Annotated in this window: 16 protein-coding genes; 9 read left to right on the plus strand and 7 right to left on the minus strand. The window is 64.4% G+C overall.

All coding sequences use genetic code 11. From position 1 onward, the window contains the following. Positions 1-24: 24 nt before the first annotated feature. The gene (locus ASE95_RS01065) at positions 25-747 is read right to left on the minus strand and encodes a helix-turn-helix transcriptional regulator (RefSeq protein WP_056630277.1); all 723 of its coding nucleotides are present in this window, start codon (positions 745-747) and stop codon (positions 25-27) included. Between the two features lie 70 nt (positions 748-817). Here ASE95_RS01065 and ASE95_RS01070 point away from each other — a divergent pair, with 70 nt between their 5' ends. From ASE95_RS01070 to ASE95_RS01080, 4 genes are all read left to right on the plus strand, one after another. Beyond that, positions 818-1,387, plus strand: coding sequence for a glutathione S-transferase family protein (locus ASE95_RS01070; protein WP_056630278.1), 570 nt, complete (start codon positions 818-820; stop codon positions 1,385-1,387). A gap of 779 nt (positions 1,388-2,166) precedes the next feature. Then, a complete protein-coding gene (locus ASE95_RS01075; RefSeq protein WP_156347835.1) occupies positions 2,167-2,703 on the plus strand; it encodes a GAF domain-containing protein in 537 nt (178 codons plus the stop codon). 36 nt (positions 2,704-2,739) lie between these two features. Then, positions 2,740-3,207, plus strand: coding sequence for a hypothetical protein (locus tag ASE95_RS17490; RefSeq protein WP_156347836.1), 468 nt, complete (start codon positions 2,740-2,742; stop codon positions 3,205-3,207). Further along, positions 3,200-4,186, plus strand: a complete 987-nt coding sequence (locus ASE95_RS01080; protein ID WP_056630286.1) for a sensor domain-containing diguanylate cyclase — start codon at positions 3,200-3,202, stop codon at positions 4,184-4,186. Before ASE95_RS17490 ends, ASE95_RS01080 begins: the two co-directional genes overlap by 8 nt. Positions 4,187-4,212: 26 nt before the next feature. On the opposite strand, the gene ASE95_RS01085 is transcribed toward ASE95_RS01080, so the two are convergent. From ASE95_RS01085 to ASE95_RS01095, 3 genes are all read right to left on the minus strand, one after another. Next, on the minus strand, positions 4,213-4,431 hold the full coding sequence (locus ASE95_RS01085; RefSeq protein WP_056630290.1) for a hypothetical protein: 219 nt from the start codon (positions 4,429-4,431) through the stop codon (positions 4,213-4,215). Positions 4,432-4,454: 23 nt separating this feature from the next. Further along, on the minus strand, positions 4,455-6,053 hold the full coding sequence (locus ASE95_RS01090) for a M61 family metallopeptidase (protein WP_056630293.1): 1,599 nt from the start codon (positions 6,051-6,053) through the stop codon (positions 4,455-4,457). A 70-nt stretch (positions 6,054-6,123) separates the two neighbouring features. Then, on the minus strand, positions 6,124-6,414 hold the full coding sequence (locus tag ASE95_RS01095; RefSeq protein WP_056630295.1) for a hypothetical protein: 291 nt from the start codon (positions 6,412-6,414) through the stop codon (positions 6,124-6,126). A 124-nt stretch (positions 6,415-6,538) separates the two neighbouring features. On the opposite strand from ASE95_RS01095, the gene ASE95_RS01100 reads away from it, so the two are divergent. Together ASE95_RS01100 and ASE95_RS01105 are read left to right on the plus strand one after the other, a co-directional pair. Next, the gene (locus ASE95_RS01100; protein ID WP_056630298.1) at positions 6,539-8,866 is read left to right on the plus strand and encodes an FdhF/YdeP family oxidoreductase; all 2,328 of its coding nucleotides are present in this window, start codon (positions 6,539-6,541) and stop codon (positions 8,864-8,866) included. A gap of 138 nt (positions 8,867-9,004) precedes the next feature. Then, positions 9,005-10,351: a PQQ-dependent sugar dehydrogenase gene (locus ASE95_RS01105; RefSeq protein ID WP_235528111.1), complete on the plus strand. Its 1,347-nt coding sequence runs from the start codon at positions 9,005-9,007 to the stop codon at positions 10,349-10,351. Positions 10,352-10,464: 113 nt separating this feature from the next. On the opposite strand, the gene ASE95_RS01110 is transcribed toward ASE95_RS01105, so the two are convergent. Continuing rightward, positions 10,465-11,010 carry a sugar O-acetyltransferase gene (locus ASE95_RS01110; protein WP_056630301.1) on the minus strand — a complete coding sequence of 182 codons (546 nt, stop codon included), beginning with the start codon at positions 11,008-11,010 and terminating at the stop codon, positions 10,465-10,467. 2 nt (positions 11,011-11,012) lie between these two features. Further along, positions 11,013-11,693, minus strand: coding sequence for a DUF1349 domain-containing protein (locus tag ASE95_RS01115; RefSeq protein ID WP_056630305.1), 681 nt, complete (start codon positions 11,691-11,693; stop codon positions 11,013-11,015). 109 nt (positions 11,694-11,802) lie between these two features. Here ASE95_RS01115 and ASE95_RS01120 point away from each other — a divergent pair, with 109 nt between their 5' ends. The 3 genes from ASE95_RS01120 to ASE95_RS01125 all read left to right on the plus strand — a co-directional run bounded on the left by ASE95_RS01120 (position 11,803) and on the right by ASE95_RS01125 (position 13,421). Further along, positions 11,803-12,336: a TetR/AcrR family transcriptional regulator gene (locus ASE95_RS01120; RefSeq protein ID WP_200918707.1), complete on the plus strand. Its 534-nt coding sequence runs from the start codon at positions 11,803-11,805 to the stop codon at positions 12,334-12,336. Beyond that, a complete protein-coding gene (locus tag ASE95_RS18410) occupies positions 12,333-12,455 on the plus strand; it encodes a hypothetical protein (RefSeq protein WP_268795784.1) in 123 nt (40 codons plus the stop codon). The genes ASE95_RS01120 and ASE95_RS18410 overlap by 4 nt, the downstream gene beginning before the upstream one ends. A gap of 153 nt (positions 12,456-12,608) precedes the next feature. After that, the gene (locus ASE95_RS01125; RefSeq protein ID WP_162234650.1) at positions 12,609-13,421 is read left to right on the plus strand and encodes an NIPSNAP family protein; all 813 of its coding nucleotides are present in this window, start codon (positions 12,609-12,611) and stop codon (positions 13,419-13,421) included. Between the two features lie 55 nt (positions 13,422-13,476). On the opposite strand, the gene ASE95_RS01130 is transcribed toward ASE95_RS01125, so the two are convergent. Then, a complete protein-coding gene (locus tag ASE95_RS01130) occupies positions 13,477-14,028 on the minus strand; it encodes a DUF2161 family putative PD-(D/E)XK-type phosphodiesterase (protein ID WP_200918708.1) in 552 nt (183 codons plus the stop codon). Between the last annotated feature and the right edge of the window lie 21 nt (positions 14,029-14,049).

A 14,049-nucleotide genomic window follows, 5' to 3' on the forward strand; every position in this document is an offset into this window, starting at 1 on the left:
AGCTAGGCGATGCGGGCGAAGCTGTCACGATGGAAGGCGCGCCTGTTGCTCCTTCCTCTTCCACTCCGCGGTCCGCAGCACGACATAGTCGCGAAGGAGTTGTACCCGGCGGGGACGGAAGCTGCGTCCGCCCCGTTCCAGCGCTTCGATCCGCGGCACCTCGAACGTGCGATGCGCCTCGCGCAGCAGGCACCAGCCGACCAGCATCAGCGTCCTCGGGCTGTAGGACATGCCGAGCGGCAGAATTTCACGTTCTGTCCGCCGCCCCTTTGCATCGCGATAGGTGATGCGGACGCTGAATTCGTCCCAGCAGGCTTCGCGCAGGAGATTGAGGTCGATCGTGACGGCGGCACGCGGCTCCGGCAGACGCCACGCTCGCATCGTCGCGTGCGCCGCCTGCCGCGCTTGCCGGTCGGGCAAGGTCGCGACGATCCGCGCGAGCGCGTTGCGCCCCGCCGTCGTCAGCGTGTCGTCGCCAAGATCGCCGAGACTCGCGACCCCCAGCATCAACGCCTCGATCTCGATGCGCGAGAAGCTTTGCGGCGGGAGCGCCGGATCCTCGGTCAGCGTGTAGCCGTAACCCGCCGCCCCATCGATCAGCACCCCGCCGGCGCGCAGCGTCGCGATGTCACGATAGAGCTGTCGCGGCGAGACCTCCGTCTCCGCGGCAAGGCGGGTCGCCGTCACCGGCTTTGGTAGCCGCCGCAGCGCGTCGAGCAACCGCATCAGTCGATCCGATCGTGCCATCCCTGCTGCCCGAAATTGTCAGGAACGCTTTCGTAGGGTGACGACGTCATTCAACGCAAGGAGCAACCTGATGCGCACCCTTTACTATTCACCCAACTCCCGGTCCGATACGGTCGTCGCGCTCGCGCGGATGCTCTCGGCCAACATCGACATGCGCGAGGTGACCATCGCGCGACAGGACGGATCGGGCAGCCGCGATCCCGCGAACCCGCACCCGGAAGGCAAGGTGCCCTATCTGACCGACGGCAATGACGCCGTGCGCGAGCGGGGCGCGATCATGCTCTACCTGACCGATGCCTATCCCGATGCCGGGCTCGGGCCGCTGCCGGGCGAGGCGGGGCGCGGCGCCTATCTGTCGTGGCTGTTCTATTATCAGGGCATTATCGAGCCGCTACTGATCCTGAAATGGGCGAACGTCGACCATCCCGCGATCACCGCCGGCCTGCGCGACTTCGATACGATGATCGAGCGACTGGCCGAGCCACTCCGGCAGGGGCCGTGGCTGCTCGGCGAGCGTTTCTCCGCCGCCGACATGCTGTGCAGTTCGCCCTTCTTCTGGTTCGCCGACATGATGCCCGCCGACCCGGCGATCCGCGACTGGGTGGCGCGGTGCGCCGAACGGATGGGCGAGGGGAAGTAGGACCAGGTCGGCCCACAGTCCTGTGATGGTGCCGGGCAAGATCCACGGTCGAGCTTCGCCATCGATCGGCGGTTGAAAAATGCCGCCGATCGATCATCGGCCGCTTGCCATTTTGCGCACCTTTTTGTACCCATCGCTGTGCAACTCGCAGACAGACGAGTTGTTCGTTGACGTGGAATCAACGACTTAGCGGGTCGGGAGAAATTTGGAGGAATCCTGTCTCCCCGACCAATAAACGACCGATTTCTGCCTTTTAGCGTGAGAGCCAAGCATCTCGCCCGTGCCGCAATCCGGAACAAACCGGACACAAGCGGATGGGTATGACAGACGGCTCACGGAATAATCCCGAAACCACCTTACCATGCCTTGACGGCGGTCGAAGATCGTCGCTTGTTCCGATCGTCGCAATCAGGCGATGAGAAGCCGCTCTTGGGTATGTTTCGCCCACGCTGGCCGGGATGATCCGGTCAAGATTGGGCAGTCGCGACAGGTCCACATCCGCATGCGGGCTTTTGCCGCTGCGCATCCGGCGCAATACGTTACTCGGCACCATCCCGAATACCGTCATTGGCGAGCGCAGCTTGTCCAACGCGTTTGGTGATCAATGCCGCGGACTGCGGATCTGCTGATGCGACCGGCTGAGCCTCGACCAGGCCGATTTTCCGACCTCGTCGCGAAGAGAAGGTAGAATTTCCAGGTTGCGCGAATAGGGTTGTATTCAGACGCAAATTTACGTTAGGTCCGTATTGGACCTGTTCGCGCGGGCCGATGGAGCGCAGATGAACATCTCGATTTTTCACCCCCCGCCCGTGCCGATCAACGAAGCAAAGCGCGACGCGGCAGTGTCGGCAAGCGGTGCGCTTGAGGCCTTGGACGACCCGGTTCTTGGCCGGCTCGCAGAAGGCGTTTGCCGGAGCCTGGACGTGAGCGCGTCATTGCTGTCAATCTTACATCGCGACACGCAATATGTGATCGCCGCGCATGGGATCGCCACAGGCGCGTATCGCCGAAAGAATTCGTTCTCAGGACATGCAATTGCGTCGGGACACGACGTGTTTTTCGTTCCCGATCTGCTCGCCGACGACAGGTTTGCCGATAATCCGTGGGTCAACGGCGATATCGCGCGCTTCAGGTTCTATGTCGCCGCCATCATACGACCAGACGGCGAACACGCGATCGGAACGATCAGCGCCGTAGATCCGACCGCCCGTGCGACCCTGGCACCCCACGCTCGCAACGTAATGGTCAGCGCTTCCAGCGCCGTCACCGAACGCCTTCAACAACTGCAGCTTCGATCACCGTCCGCTGATGATTGATCAACCACGTCCCGGAAGGGCACTTATGGAAAGCGCTTGAGTCTTCGCTTTCCACTTGCACTCATGGCGCGGCTGTTTTTTCTGACAGGTAAGCGTGCTGCGCTACTTCCTTGCGTAGCTGATGAATTTGCGGTGCCTGCATGGACGGAGGCCGGCAGCACCACTGGCGCCGAGCCCGCGACAGCCCGCATGAATGTACAACAGACGCGAATTTTTAACCATCGACCGCTTATCCGCAAGTCATCGGGAGCGAAGGACCTAATCGTGCGAGTTGACGAGTTACAACCCACCCCCTCCATCGCCGAACCGCTTGAGATACCAGCGGAGCTGCTGAGCAGCGTCCACCGGCATCAAGCCCATCTGACTGCGCTGATTTCAAGCTTGCGCGCAGCCGGATTGCAAGACGAGATGATCGAGAACAGCGTGCGCGCACTGGTCGACAGTTACGCAGATGAACTAACGACGGCAATACGCGCCATGGCGAAGGAGCGGCACCATGGATGACCTGTTGTTGCACGACGACGAAGCCAGAATCCTCGCCTTGCGCCGCCTCAACGTTCTTGACAGCTCCATCGAGGAGCCATTCGAAAAGATAGTCTCGCTGGTTCGTACCGTTCTTGCGGTTCCGATGTCGACCGTGACACTCGTTGATCGCGACCGACAGTGGTTCAAAGCGCGTCGAGGCGTCGACGTCGCCGAGACGCCGCGGGCTGTTTCCTTCTGCACGCATACCATTCAACAACGCGAGCCGTTTATCGTTGAAGATGCGTGCAACGATCAGCGCTTTGCTTCCAGCCCCCTTGTGACTGGCGCACCGCACATCCGCAGCTACGCCGGCGTGCCGCTCCGCACGCCGGAAGGCTATAACGTCGGCGCTCTTTGCGCGATGGATACGCGTCCGCGCCGGTTTAGCCCTGCCGATATCGCGATCCTCAGCAACTTCGCCAACATCGTTTGCGACGAACTCGAACTTCGCGTCATCGCTCAAGTGGATCAGCTGACCGGCGCGCTAAGCAGGCGGGGGTTTATCGATCAGGCCGAGCGTGAGATTGCGCGCTCGCAGCGATACGGCCGGCCGAGCTCGCTGGTCATGCTCGACGTCGATCACTTCAAGGCGGTCAACGACACATACGGCCATGGCGTCGGCGATCAGGTCTTACAGAAGATCGCCGAACTCGCCGAGATCAAACTTCGTCCGACCGACGTATTTGGCCGTCTTGGTGGTGAGGAGTTCGGAATCCTCCTGAGCGAAACGTCCGGGGAACAGGCGGTCGTCGTGACGGAACGGCTGCGAAAGGCGATTTCCGATCAGCAGATGAACCTTCCGGACGGTCGCGCCGTGAAGGTTACCGCAAGCTTCGGCATCGCGGCGTTGACGCCGAACGTCACTGCGGCCCCTGCCTGGCTCGAAAGCGCGGATCAGATGCTTTATGCTGCGAAGGCGGGCGGCAGGAATTGCACGAACCTGGCGGGAGCAGCCTGAGCAAGCGACCACGCCGGTGCGACGGATCATGGGCGCAGTGGCGCGAGGATTGCGTCGATCCGTCGCGGCACATCCTCGATCCGTTCGAGATGCGGATAGCGCAGGCCCCTGCTTGCCTCGACATACGCGTTGTCGACATAGCTGCCGCGACGCGTGGCGAGCGCCACCCGTCCGTCGTTGCGTCCATCGCCGGCGTCGCGGACGGCCTGCCGCAATCCATCGGGCGAGAAGCTGCGCCCGTTCACGCCGGTGATCGACGTGCCGACGGTCAGCGCTGCCCGATACCCCTCCCCGTCCCACGCACATCGGTGATCTTGCCACCAGGCGTCAGGGTCAGCCCGATCGCATGCGTCAGGTCGATGGTCCCGGACACCGCTTCATAGCCCGCCTGATAGGCGCTCGGCGTGTCACGATAGACCAGACGATAGCCGCCGCGCTCCAGCCCGGCGAGCGGTGCATGGTCGTGCGTGCGCGTCAGCTGCTCCTCGAAGAACCGTTTCCACTCGTAGGCGGCAACCCCGTTCAGCGTCGCGATCACCTCTTCGAAGTCATACGTGTCCGTGGTCGGATCGGCGGCCTCGGCCCCGAAGAACGCGCGCGCGAAATCGTCCAGCGACCGCGTGTCGCCGGACAACTCGCGCAGCCGCGTGTCGACGTCCAGCCAGACCAGCGATCCTTCGGCGTAATAATCCTCGCTACGCTGCCAGCTGGGCCAAGGTAGCGGCGCACGCGCGGCGATGATCGGATCGCGCCTGGTGTCGATCGTCGGCCGCCAGCGGCTGCCAGGCCGTACGTCGTAGCGCGCCGCGGTCTGCGCCAGTGCGCCCAGCGTCTGTTCGGGCGTCCACAGCCCCGATCGCGCGCAGAGTATCTGGCTCCAATATTGGGTCTGCCCTTCGTACACCCACATCAGGCTGTTGCGGATCGGCTTTTCGAAGCAGGGCTGCCACGAATCCTTGCCGCGGCGATGCTTGCCGTTCCAGCTATGCACATATTCGTGCGGGATCGTGTCGCGGCGAACGAAGCTTCCCGCCCAGTCGGTGAAATAGCCCGGGAGGCTCACGGCCTCGAACGACCGGTGATGCTCGATCCCCTCGCTCGACAGCGTATCGCTGAGCGCCAGCAACATCTCGAACCGGTCGTAGGGGCGCGTGCCGAACAGCCGGTCCGCCTGCTCGACGACGGCACGATGCCGGTCGATGTGCTCCCGCTTGGCGGCGAGTTGATGCGGCTGGTCGGCGACGATGGTGAGGTGCACCTGATCGTCCAGCGTTTCGCGACGAACGTGACGGCCGGCGAGCACCGGCGAATCGACCAGCACGTCCAGCGTGGTCGCCTCAAACTTGACGATGCCGTCGGACGGCCCGTCGAACCGCAGCGCACAGGCCAGCTGCCACGCCGGCGGCACGATGAGGCTCGCCTCCACCGCAATCTGACGGGCGTAGTGACCGGTTGGATACAGCACGACGGTATGCCAGGGCAGACACAGCATGTCGGGCGAGCACAGCACACGCCCCTGCGATGCATCGGTCGGCGACAGGAACTGGAACTCCGCCTCGATCGCATCGACCCCGTCCGGCACTTCGATGGCGAAGGCGTTGACGGTCACCGGATGGCGCCGCCATGTGCAATCGCGATCCCCGGCGCGCACGCGCAGCCCGGCGAACAGCTCGATCGGGGCCTGCGGCGAATGGAAGCCGGGGAGCCACTTGGGATAGAGCAGCATCAATTCGCCCGCGCGCTCCACGGGGATCGTTTCATGCGCGCGAAAGATGCCGCGGCGCACGTCCGTCACGTCGACTGTCAGGCGGATGACACCGGGATAGGGGGCATCGACAGGATCGGGGATCGGCGGCAGCTCGGGCAAGGGATGGGGCGGAACATTACCGTGCAACACGCTCTCCGACAGATTTGGGTGCAGTAACCGGCAGGTGCGATCAGGCTTGCGAAGGACGAGACCCGACGCCCGAGGGCGCGGCGGGCGAAACCGGTTGCGACGGCCCCCGCCGCGCCCGGAGCGCGCCGGCCGTGGCGAGCGACAGCCCCGCCACCGCACCCGCCAGCAACAGGCTGGGCCGCATCCCGGTCCACCGCGCCGCGCGGTCAAGCGCCACCTCCGCGCCGCCCGCGGCGTTGACCAGCCGCGGCACCACCTGAGTGTCCACGAACACCTTGGGTGCGGACGGCCCGCGATCCTTCTTCAGCATGTAATCGCGGCCAACTGTCATCAAAATATCCTTCGTTGATAGATGCCTAACCGAAGTGAAAGACTGCAAAGCCGGTAGCGTTCCAACGTAAAAGGGCGGCGAATGTTGCGCTCCTGCGACACCTTGCCGCGACCGGAGGTGCCCGATGAAGCCGACGTTCAAACCGTATCGCCTTCCCTCCGGCGGCTGGGGATCGGCGCGCTCCGTCGGCAATATACTGCGCCGCGAAGGGGTCGTCGGCAGCGCCGGCATCGCCTTGTCGCGTCACAACAAGGTGGACGGTTATCAATGCAACAGCTGTGCCTGGGTGAAGCCCGCCAGCCCGCTGCCGTTCGAATTCTGCGAAAACGGCGTGAAGGCGGTGGCGTGGGAATTAATTGCGCATCGCTGCACGCCGGCTTTCTTCGCAGAGCACACCGTCTCGGAACTGCGCGAGTGGGACGACTATCACCTCGAACAACCCGGACGGCTGACCCATCCGCTACGCTACGATGCGGATACCGACCGGTACGTTCCGGTGTCGTGGGGGCATGCGATCGAAGAGATCGCGCGCGAATTGCGTGATGTGCAGGACAAGCTGCATGGCACCGTCTTCTACAGCTCGGGACGGCTGTCGAACGAGGCGAGCTACCTCTATCAGCTATTCGCGCGCCTTTATGGCAACAACAACCTGCCCGACAGTTCGAACATGTGCCATGAAACCACGTCGGTGGCGCTGCCGATCAGCATCGGCCAGGGCGTCGGCACGGTTGACCTCGGCGATTTCGCGAAGACCGAATGCATCATGTTCTTCGGGCAGAACCCCGGCAGCAACTCGCCGCGCATGCTGCACCCGTTGCAGGAGGCGAGCCAGCGCGGGGTGCCGATCATCACCTACAACCCCCTGCGCGAGCGGGGGCTGGAACGCTTTCTCAATCCGCAATCGCCGACCGAAATGCTGACCGGCAAGGAGACGCGGATCAGCTCGCAATATCATCAGGTCAAGAATGGCGGCGATCTCGCGGCACTTGCCGGCATCTGCAAGGCGGTGCTGAGCGCACACGACCAGGCGCTGGGTCGCGGCGAGGCGGGGGTGATCGATACCGCGTTCATCGCCGAACACACCCGCGGCTTCGATCATTTCGCCGACTGGCTGCGGGCGCAGGATTGGGACGAACTCGAACGCCGCTCCGGCCTGCACCGCGCCGACATGGAGGCGACCGCGCGCGTTTACGCCGCCGCCGGTCCGGCGATCGGCATATACGGGATGGGTCTCACCCAACATCGCGCGGGGGTGGAAACCGTGCAGATGCTGGTCAACCTGCTCCTGATGCGCGGCAATATCGGTCGGCCCGGCGCAGGTATCTGTCCGGTGCGCGGCCATTCGAACGTCCAGGGCCAGCGCACCATGGGCGTGACAGAAAAGCCCGAGCTGTTCCCGCTCGACCGGCTCGGCGAACAGTTCGGCTTCACCGCCCCCAAGGAACCGGGCTACAACACCGTCGAGGCGTGCGAGGCGATCCTGAAGGGCGATGTGCGCGCCTTCGTCATGCTCGGTGGAAACTTCGTCCGTGCCATCCCCGATCATGGACGGATGGAGCCCGCGTGGCGCAAGCTGCGGCTCACCGTGAACGTGCTGACGAAGCTCAACCGCAGCGCGCTGCTGCCCGGCGAGGTGAGCTACATCCTCCCGGTGATCGGCCGGCTGGAGATCGACGAAACCGCGGCGGGCCAACAGATGCTGTCGATGGAGGACACCTCGGGTTGCGTCCACGGCAATCGTGGCATGCGCACCCCCGCCTCGCCGCACCTCATTAGTGAGATCCGCCTGCTTTGCGAGCTCGCCAAGCAGGTGTTCGAACCCAATGCCAACGTGCGCTGGGACGCGTACATGACCGATTACGCCGAAATCAGGAAGGAGATCGCCGAGACGCTGCCCGAAGGCTTCCACGACTACGAACAGCGGATGTGGGAACCGGGCGGGTTTCAGCGCGACCTTCCGGCGAAACGGCGAGAGTGGCGCACCGACAGCGGTCGGGCGCAGTTCGTCACGCCCAGGGCACTCGACGAGGATCTCGACATGCCTGCGGTCGGCCATGACGTTCTGCGGCTGATGACGTTGCGCTCGAACGATCAGTTCAACACCACGGTCTACGGCTACGACGACCGCTTCCGCGGCATCAATGGCATCCGCACCGTGGTGCTGATGAACCGCTCGGAAATCGACCGGCTGGGGCTCAAGGTGGGCCAGGCCGTGACACTGCGCACCGTCGCCGATGACGGCGTCGACCGCCATCTCTCCGGCCTGATCGTCGTCGCCTATGACATACCGGTCGGGTGCATCGGCGGCTATTACCCCGAATGCAACGTGCTGATGCCGATGTGGCATTATGCGGTTGGCAGCAAGACGCCGGCGGCCAAGTCGATACCGGTGACGGTTCACAGCGACGGCGATGCGATCATCGCGCCGCAGATGGAATATGCCACCGGCTGAACCGTTGCCGATATAACGGGATGACTGCGGCGCGGCGCGAGCGGATGACATGCGACCGCTGCGGCTGCCCGCCCGATGGTTCAGGCAGCGCGGCTTCCCCCGATCCTGCCATCCTTTGGCCGTTCGAGGCTCCCGCGCTTGTCGAAGATCAAGCAATCAGTGGCTGGTATGATGGTTCGGGTTTCGGCAGGGACGACGCACGATCCTGAAAGGCTGCGTATGCTTCGTTCCCCTCTCGCTACCTTGACGGTGCTCACAGCGCTCGCCGGCTGTGGTTCATCAAAGGCGCCATCGGAGCCATCGACCACACCGGCAGCGGCCCCGATCAATTATGGCTCGACGACGCCGTCGGCAGCCAGGCCGTTCAAGATCACGCCGGTCGCGACGTTCGATAATCCATGGGCGCTCGCCTTTCTGCCCGACCGCAAGATGCTGGTCACCGAAAAGACCGGCCGCCTTTGGCTCATCAATTCCGACGGGGCCAAGGTGCGGGTCGACGGCACGCCGGACGTCCATTTCGAAGGGCAAGGTGGCTTGCTGTTCGTCGCGACTTCCCCGACGTTCCCGCAAAGCCGGCAGGTCTACCTCACCTATTCCGAACCCGGAGAAGACGGCGACGGGCTGGCCCTCGCACGTGCGACGCTGGATATCGACCACGCGAAGCCTGCGTTACGGAATGTCGAGGTGCTCTGGCGACAGTTGCCGCGCGGCAAGGGTGGACAGTTCGGCGGCTACATCGCGTTCTCACCGGATGGCCGCTATCTCTTTCTGACCTCGGGCGAGCGGCAGCGCTTTACGCCGGCGCAGGACCCGGATCAGGCGCTCGGCAAGATCCTGCGGCTCACCCTCGATGGAAAGCCCGCCCCCGGCAATCCCGGCGCCGCCAAGGTCGGCGGCACTACGATCACGGTCATCGACCCGCCGGAGAATAGCGGATCGGCGGCAAAGGCCGCAGGGCGCAAGGTAACGCTCGACCGTCCAAACCTGACTCCGGCGGAAACCTGGACGTCGGGGCATCGCAATCCTTACGGCCTGGCGTTCGACGGACAGGGACGCCTGTGGGAAACCGAAATGGGCCCGCAAGGCGGCGACGAGCTGAACCTTATAGAACCCGGGCGCAATTACGGCTGGCCGGTCGTGTCATACGGCAAGAATTACGACGACACGAAGATCGCTTCCCACAAAGGCGCGGCGAAGTTCCAGGAGCCGGCACTTTACTGGGATCCGATCGTCGCCCCGGCCGGGCTGACCTTCTACCAGGGCAACATGTTTCCGGAGTGGCGCGGTTCCGCGTTTGTCGGAGGGCTCGCTTCCACCGCGCTGATCCGCATCGCATTCGACGGGATCGTTCCCCGCGAGGCAGAACGCTGGGACATGGGAAATCGCGTACGCGCGGTCATGACGGGTCCGGATGGCGCCTTATGGCTGCTCGAAGATGGCTCGGAAGGGCGCCTGCTTCGGCTCACCTCCAGACGGGCAGGCTGAGGCGTATCATGGATCGAGGCGCGTACGCTCCGGACAAGCGGCTTCGCGCCGCGGTGCCGACGATGGCGTACGATCACCCGTGGCCTCACCACACGCATGGTGCGGCCTGACGGTCACCGCGCGCGTGCGGGATTGCCCATGACGGTCTGCCCGGCCGCGACATCGCGGGTCACCACGCTACCCGCACCGACGATCGCATCGTCGCCGACCGTGACGCCGGGCAGGATCAACGCGCCGCCGCCGATCCACACGTTCGAACCGATCCGGATCGCGCGTCCGAACTCCAGCAGGCGCGCCCGCAACGCGGCGTCACGTGGGTGGTCGGCGGTGAGGATCTGCACGCCCGGGCCGATCTGGGTTCCCGCACCGATATCGACCCGCGCCACATCCAGCACGACGCATCCGAAATTAAGGAACACGCGCTCGCCGATATGGATGTTGTAGCCATAATCGCAGTAGAACGGCGCGCGCACCGTCGTCGCGTGCCCGACCTCGCCCAGCCCTTCACGCAGAAGCCGGGTGCGATCGGCCGACGCAACTTCGGACGGGTGGTTGTAACGAGCCATCCATGCCGCGGCACGGGCCGCATCGGCGATCAGTTCGGGATCGTCGGCGGTATACGGCTCACCGGCCAGCATCTTCGCCTTCTCGCTCGTCATCGTCAGCTCAGATCGTGCAGGTCTTTGCCGAGCGGCGGCGTGATCCGCAGATCGGAGAAGCGGACACGCAACCCTTCACGCTCCGGCGTGCAGGCCATCGGACCTACCCGGTAGGAGGGCGCAACCGGAAATGGTGCCAGCCGGACCAGTGGCCACACCTTGCCGTCGGCCGACACTTGCAGGCGCAGGACGCCGCCAGCAACCGTGGCCCGCATCCAGAAGTCACGGGGATCGTGGGTGTAGGGGCTGGTTGCCCAGTCCGAGCGGCCGTCAGTCAGCACGCTGCTCAACATCGGACGACCATCGGACAGTTCGATACCAGCCTTGACCCAGCGTCGCTCGTCCAGCCGGATCATGATGCCGGCCTGGTCATAGAGCTGCTGGTAATCTCCCCTGATCCGCAGCTGGGCCGTAAAAGCCGCTGGAGTGGCGAAACCAAGGAAGTGCCCGCTGTCGCGGGTAAAGCCATAATGCGTCTCGCGCCAAAAATCGGTGGCACGATCCGTGACGAGCGTCAGGTCGCCGGCATCGTTCGCGCTCCAGCGTCCCGGCCCGTTCAGCCAGGCACCGTCCCTGCGACCCAGCACGACGTGCGCCTTCGCTTCGCCATGCACGGCCGATGGCAGCGTCAATGCGGCGACACCGCCGATGATCGTACGACGTGACATTGTTGCTTCCGGCATGACCCCCGCCTCCTTCGTGCGCTACGACATAATCATGCCAGCAGCCGACACGGCTGTATGTACAAACGTACACGCGTTTTGCAACGGAGTCGGGATGACGGACGAAACGATGAAGCGAAACGACCCCGGCCGTCGACAAAGGATCATCGACGCGACCCTCGACGTCGTGGCTGTGCATGGCGTGACCGGAACGACGCATCGGCGGATCGCGGCCGCCGCCGCCGTGCCGCTTGGATCGGTGACCTATTATTTCGCGACGCTCGACGATCTGGTCACGACGGCGTTCGTGCAACTGGCCGAGCAATCGTCGTGTACATTCGCGGACCGCCTGGCCGAAGCGACTGACCGGAACAGCGCCAAGGAGGCTGTCGTCGCCATCATCGCCGGATCGATATGGGCGACGCCGCGGACGCTGCTGCTCAGCTATGAGCTTTATGCCTTTGCCGCGCGCCATCCACCCGTTGCGGCGGTGATGCGACGGTGGATGAGCAACAGCCGCAGCGCGCTCGAACGCTTCTTCGACCCGCTGACGGCGAGAGCGCTCGATGCGCTGGTCGAAGGAATCGGCATTCACAATTCGATCGATGCCGCGCCCCTCGACCAGGAGGCGATCCGTACGATCGTGGACCGGATCGCGGAATGACGTCGTTCGAGGGTTCGATCACCCGTTATTTCTTCCCGACCGTACCGATCTGGACGATGGCCTTCGCACCACGGGCGAAGGCGGGCGCCGCAGCCGCGATGCTCCGCATGCGCGACTGACCTGTTCACGATCCCCGTACGCAGCGCTCCCCCTTGCGTCGGCGCTCCGGCGACTGCCATTCGGCGCTGCGGAGTTCGCGTATACCAAGACGTGGATTGACGAGGCTCGCCACTTGCGCTTCGTACGATGTGACGGAATTTGGCGGGAATATGATGGCTTACCAGTTCGACCGACGTTCCCTGATCGCGGGTGCCACCGCCGGTGGCATGACGCTCGCAAGCAGCAAGGCCGGGGTTGCCCGCCCGGCCGCAGCGGGAACGCCCGAGATCTTCGAGCTTCGGACGTACCAGCTGGTCAACGGTCCGATGCGGGAACGGCTGGACGCTTATTTGAAGAACGCCCTCATACCGGCCGCGCGCCGTGCAGGTTGCGGCCCGATCGGAACGTTCGCGGTCAGCATCGGTGCGGGCAGCCCCGGCATCCATGTCCTCATACCGCACCCCTCGATCGCGCACTTCGTCGCCTTGCCTGAAAGGCTCGCCGCCGATCCCAGCTATGTGAGGGCCGCCGAGCCGTTCTCCGGCGCGACGCCGGCGGGGCCCGCCTATGCAACGATGAACGTCAAGCTGATGCGGGGATTTCCGCACTTCCCGCGTGTCGAGGTTCCGGACGGGTCGGCCGGCACCTCGACACGCATCTTCGAGCTACGCACCTATTTCAGCCATAGCGAGAAGGCGGGATCGACGAAGATCGACATGTTCGACACTGGAGGCGAAATCGAGATATTCCGTCGCACGGGGTTGAAACCGGTGTTCTTCGCGCAGGATCTGACCGGCCCTCGCTTGCCCAGCCTCACTTACATGCTGACCTTTCCGGATCTCGCGACGCGGGAACGAAACTGGCGCACGTTCGGAACGGACCCGGCGTGGCGGCAGCTGATCGCCACCCCGGGCCTGACCGATCCCGACATCACCACCGGGATCGACAACCAGATCCTCAGCCCCACACCTTACTCGCAAATCTGACCGGGCGAGTTCGAGCACCAGGCCGGGCCGCGTATCCGGCTCCGTGCCCGATCCATTACGGGTCGCTCGCGGTGCCTTGTTGCCGCCCCTTCTCGCTCAGGCGATAATGACCGGGCCGCTCGCGTTCGAACCAGCCATAAACGTTGCGCAGCAGGATCTTGCCCGCATCGTCGGCCAGATGGCGCAAGTCGCGCGGCCTTGCCGTCCCCTCCCCGATGGCCTCCAGACAGGCGAGCGCACGCTGGCGGTATGCGGTCATGATCGGCTGACGGGTGGAGCCGCCGGCACTCGGATCGCCGCGGCGATGCGCATGTTCGAGCAGAAGCCGACGACGCATCGGCAGATTAGCACGCGGCCGGTAGGGCATGGGTTCGCCAAGCACCTCGACGCGGCCTGCGGCAGGATCGACGGCGAGCAGACCGACGCCCAGCAGACGGCAGAGACGCACGACGCGGGGATCGCGGTCGCGCCCCCGGCGCGAGGCGATGATCGCAAGATAGATCGTATCGGCCCCGCGCATCCGGTCGACTGCCTGCAACACCAGTTCGAGCGTGAACGAGAGCTTCAACTCGGCGATAACGAGGATCGGCGGCTCGCCGTCGCGCACCCCGACCGCATCGCAGCCGCA

It is taken from the genome of Sphingomonas sp. Leaf231, from assembly GCF_001421995.1.
GTDB lineage: Bacteria > Pseudomonadota > Alphaproteobacteria > Sphingomonadales > Sphingomonadaceae > Sphingomonas.